Source organism: Coprobacter sp., from assembly GCF_982436375.1.
In genome coordinates this window covers 1-4,058 of record NZ_CEWDCG010000236.1, presented here as the reverse complement: position 1 = coordinate 4,058, position 4,058 = coordinate 1, and the positions used below count along the sequence as shown (strand labels likewise).

Sequence of the window (4,058 nt, the reverse complement as noted above, 5' to 3'; positions counted from 1 at the left end):
TTTGCAACCCATTCAGAATTTCCCGTTCCCGAAAAATAAAATATCATATTGAGAATTTTTGTGATTACAAAGGTAAGTTATTCTTTCATTTGCTATAATCTGGAGCGGTGAATTATCGTTTTTTTTTTAATGTAAAACAATCTATATCTGGAGCCCAGCAATAGGGACTGCCTATGCGAATTGTATTTTCTCCACGATTTAATTGTACAGAAAGTGTAATAGTCATAATTCCCTTTGAGCCATCGGTTTCTAAATTTTTAAAGAAATAAGACTTTCCGTTTATATTGACTTCTAATTTGCGGTTCTTTTCAGGCAAATAAAAAATCTTCATTTCATATGCACCCCCTTTTTTACTGTAAACATTATCCCATTCAGCATAATTTTCAGAGCTCCCGCCAATAAAGCTGACGATCATTTTTCCGGATGCCTTTTCGCATGGAGCATAGCGGACACTTTTAGAACGAGTACCCAGATCATCATAACATGGAAGATAAGCCCATTCAGCTTCGTAAAGCGATGACTCCAGGCGCTTTTCCGCCTCTAAACGAAAAAATTTTGCACTATGAGGAGGTAACTCATATTCTAAATATTCTTTATTTGTATCAATAGTCTTATGTTTTATTAAATCTCGGACTTTTATTGTTCCACCTAACTCCAAACATGCAGTGGGTACAGAAAACGAACAAATCGAGTCTGATGGATTATATAAAGCCATAGCTCTGGCTTTACCTCGTTTCTGTTCAATATCTTTGACTAATACATATCCATTTTTTTCGTGTTGAACTACATAAGCTTGAAGACCTAAAGAATCTTGATTGATAGCTATTAGTTCTTTGTTTTTCAGTAATTCTAAAGATTTATCCGGAATGGTAGTTAAATCGCAGCCGATAAGTAAGGGTGAACTCATGATACACCACATACCGAAATGGACTTCTTCTTCCTCCGGTTTCAGACCTCTGCCTATTTCCAGTATGTCCATATCATTATAATGTCCATTTCGGGCATAGGCAGATAAATAAAGGTTTTTATTTATTATACGTTTGATAGATGCCCACTTTGGAGTAATATCGGCACTTATCCTCCATGAAGTTGCGATATCTTCAGCCCACGTTCCGGGAAAAGCCCAACGGCAGATGTTCAATGATACTTTATGATTGCAAACATCTTTAAATGCCCGATAAATTTCGGTATATCTCTTTTGTTCATCTAATGCTAATTCCTGTCCGGCACCACAATAGTCTATTTTGATAAAATCAAACCCCCATTTGTTAAAAAAGAGGTCTGCATCTTGTTTCTCGTGCCCATATAGCCCGACTCCTATTCCATTTGGATCGTTGTCCCAAATCGAACCGCAAGTATTACTTCCTGCATCAGAATAAATGCCAGCTTTTAGACCTTTGTCATGTATATATTTAACGATGTTTTCCAATCCGTTGGGAAAACGCTTGGGATGAGTATGAAGTATTCCCGATTCATCACGCCATCCGAAAAAACCGTCATCGATATTTATATATCGATATCCAACGGTTTTCAGACCTCTATCAATAATTGCATCAGTTTGTTTTTTTATAAGTTGTTCATTGATGTTTATACGATAAGTATTCCAAGAACTCCATCCCATAATAGGAGGTGTAAATCTATTATTTTGAGCTTTACCTGTCATTGCAACATAGTATAAAACTATGATGAATAAGTATTGTACATTCTTCATCTTACTAATATTTAAGGTTTATATACAAAAGTAAAAATAAATGCTGAAAGATCATATTGTACGGCGTGATTTTAGAAAAATTTGATGATTCTGAAAAACTTCATAAAAATATATTCTCCATATTCCTATGAAGGAGCTTTTATAATATCTGAAGTTTATTTACTTTTGTTCCAAAAGAAACAAATTATGGTAAAAGTAGGAAGGTATAATGCCTTAAAGGTTATAAAAACAGTAGATTTCGGGGTGTATTTAGATGGAGAAGATAAAGGCGAGATATTACTTCCTGCTCGATATATTCCTGAAAATTGTCGTATAGGAGATATAATAGATGTTTTTATCTATTTTGATTCAGAAGATCGAATTATTGCTACTACCGAAAAACCTTATATTCAAGTTGGTGAATTTGCATATTTAAAAGTGAAATCGACGAATAGGGTCGGTGCATTTTTAGATTGGGGATTGACGAAAGATTTGTTAGTTCCTTTCCGTGAACAACGAGTCGATATGAAACAGGGATATTATTATATTGTTTATGCTTATCTTGACCACGAAAGTGGGCGTATCGTTGCTTCAGCTAAACTGAATAAATTTTTGAATAATCTTCCGATCGATTATAAAATAAATCAGGAAGTTGATTTATTGGTAGTACAGGAAACCGAAATAGGATATAAGGTTATTATCAATAATGCGCATTGGGGTATGGTTTATTACAATGAGATATTTTGCAATATAGAAAAGGGAGATCATATAAAAGGATATATAAAACATATCCGTGAAGATGAAAAAATCGATGTCGTTTTGCAACCGGTAGGATATGAAAAGATAGATACGTTATCTTCTGAAATTCTTCGATCTTTACACGAAAATGAAGGTTACATACCTCTTTCCGATAAATCTTCTGCCGAGCAGATTGCCGAGCACTTTTCTTGTAGCAAGAAAAATTTCAAAAAAGCGATAGGTGCATTATACAAGCAAAGATTGATTCTGATTCTTGAGAATGGAATAAGACTGAATGAAAAGTAGTCTTTCCTCTATTCATTTTTTTGTAAAATTCGTTCTTCAAAACTTTTTTTCGACTATATTGTTTTAATGAGTGTAAAGTTAATATCGGGAAGAGGATATTAACCGACAATAAGTCTAATAAAATAAAAGAAGTTATGAAGCGAGTTTTATTAATTGTGGCACTAGTCCTGGGAAGCACAGTGCTATTTGCTCAGAAGTATAACAAAAATGAAGTGAAACAACTGCAAAGTTTTTTGCAGCAGAAATCTGCTAAAGGAGATTCCAATGCCGATCGGTTGGAAATCGTAAGTATTAATACTCCGGCAGCATGGAAAGGTGTTACTTGGAATAACGGTAGAGTGGTTTCTATAGATTGGCAAGATAAAGATTTAGCGGGAGACATAAATTTGAATGGTTTTTCAGCTATGCAGAAAGTGAACCTTTCTCGAAATAAGATTACGGTAGTCGATGCTACGAACTGTTCAGCTCTTACAGATATGAATGTCAGCCGTAATAAATTGTCAGAACTTGATTTAACCGGTTGTATTGCGTTGGTCAAGCTTGATTGTTATAAAAATCGTCTCACAGAAATCGACCTTTCTACATCTCCGCAATTGAAAAATTTAAATTGTTCTAATAATCTTTTTGTTGAATTCAATATTCAGGGTTCATCTGCTTTAGAATCCCTTAATGTTCAAGGGTGTCACTTAGAATCTCTTAATGTTGATAGTTGTGCTAATTTGAAAAATCTCTATTGCGGATATAATCGCTTGACGAATTTAAATCTGTTCGGGACAGTTAATTTGCAAAACTTGAATATGGATGATAATAATATCCGTACAATGATTATGTCAAAACAACCGAATCTTTTTACTCTATTTTGTAGTGATAACAATATGGTAACACTTGATGTTCTGAATTGTGATGCTCTTACTGATTTGGTTTGTTCATATAATAACCTTACCCGGTTAAATCTTAACGGAACGGACAAACTTACTTTTGTCGATTGTTCTTATAATGATTTGACAACACTTGATTTAAGCAATCGCTATCTGTTACAACGGGTATTATGTAATCAAAATCAGTTGACCATGCTGGATGTTTCATTTTGCCCGAATTTGGTATATATTAATTGCCGATTTAACCAACTCATAGATTTGCGTACGATAGGGGATAACAATCTGCGTATGATCGCTTGTCAATGGAATTACTAATAATTGTGGTTATATTTGTTTCGGAAACACCTGTAAGTAAATCTACTTACAGGTGTTTCCGATTTTTTATTAATCGTATTTTTTCTTTAGCTTTTCTTTCGGTAAGCAAAGATGTATTAAATACTTTATTC

At 34.0% G+C, this 4,058-nt stretch carries 3 protein-coding genes; 2 read left to right on the top strand and 1 reads right to left on the bottom strand.

What is annotated here, in order from left to right:
- Nucleotides 1-112: 112 nt before the first annotated feature.
- A complete protein-coding gene (locus AC1WHX_RS10965; protein ID WP_438359279.1) occupies nt 113-1,711 on the bottom strand; it encodes an alpha-galactosidase in 1,599 nt (532 codons plus the stop codon).
- A gap of 186 nt (nt 1,712-1,897) precedes the next feature.
- Between AC1WHX_RS10965 and AC1WHX_RS10960 the strand changes: the two genes are divergently transcribed.
- Both AC1WHX_RS10960 and AC1WHX_RS10955 read left to right on the top strand, forming a co-directional pair.
- Complete coding sequence (locus AC1WHX_RS10960; protein ID WP_122303503.1) at nt 1,898-2,734, top strand: CvfB family protein; 837 nt, start codon at nt 1,898-1,900, stop codon at nt 2,732-2,734.
- Between the two features lie 134 nt (nt 2,735-2,868).
- On the top strand, nt 2,869-3,927 hold the full coding sequence (locus tag AC1WHX_RS10955; RefSeq protein WP_009317068.1) for a leucine-rich repeat domain-containing protein: 1,059 nt from the start codon (nt 2,869-2,871) through the stop codon (nt 3,925-3,927).
- Nucleotides 3,928-4,058: the final 131 nt, after the last annotated feature.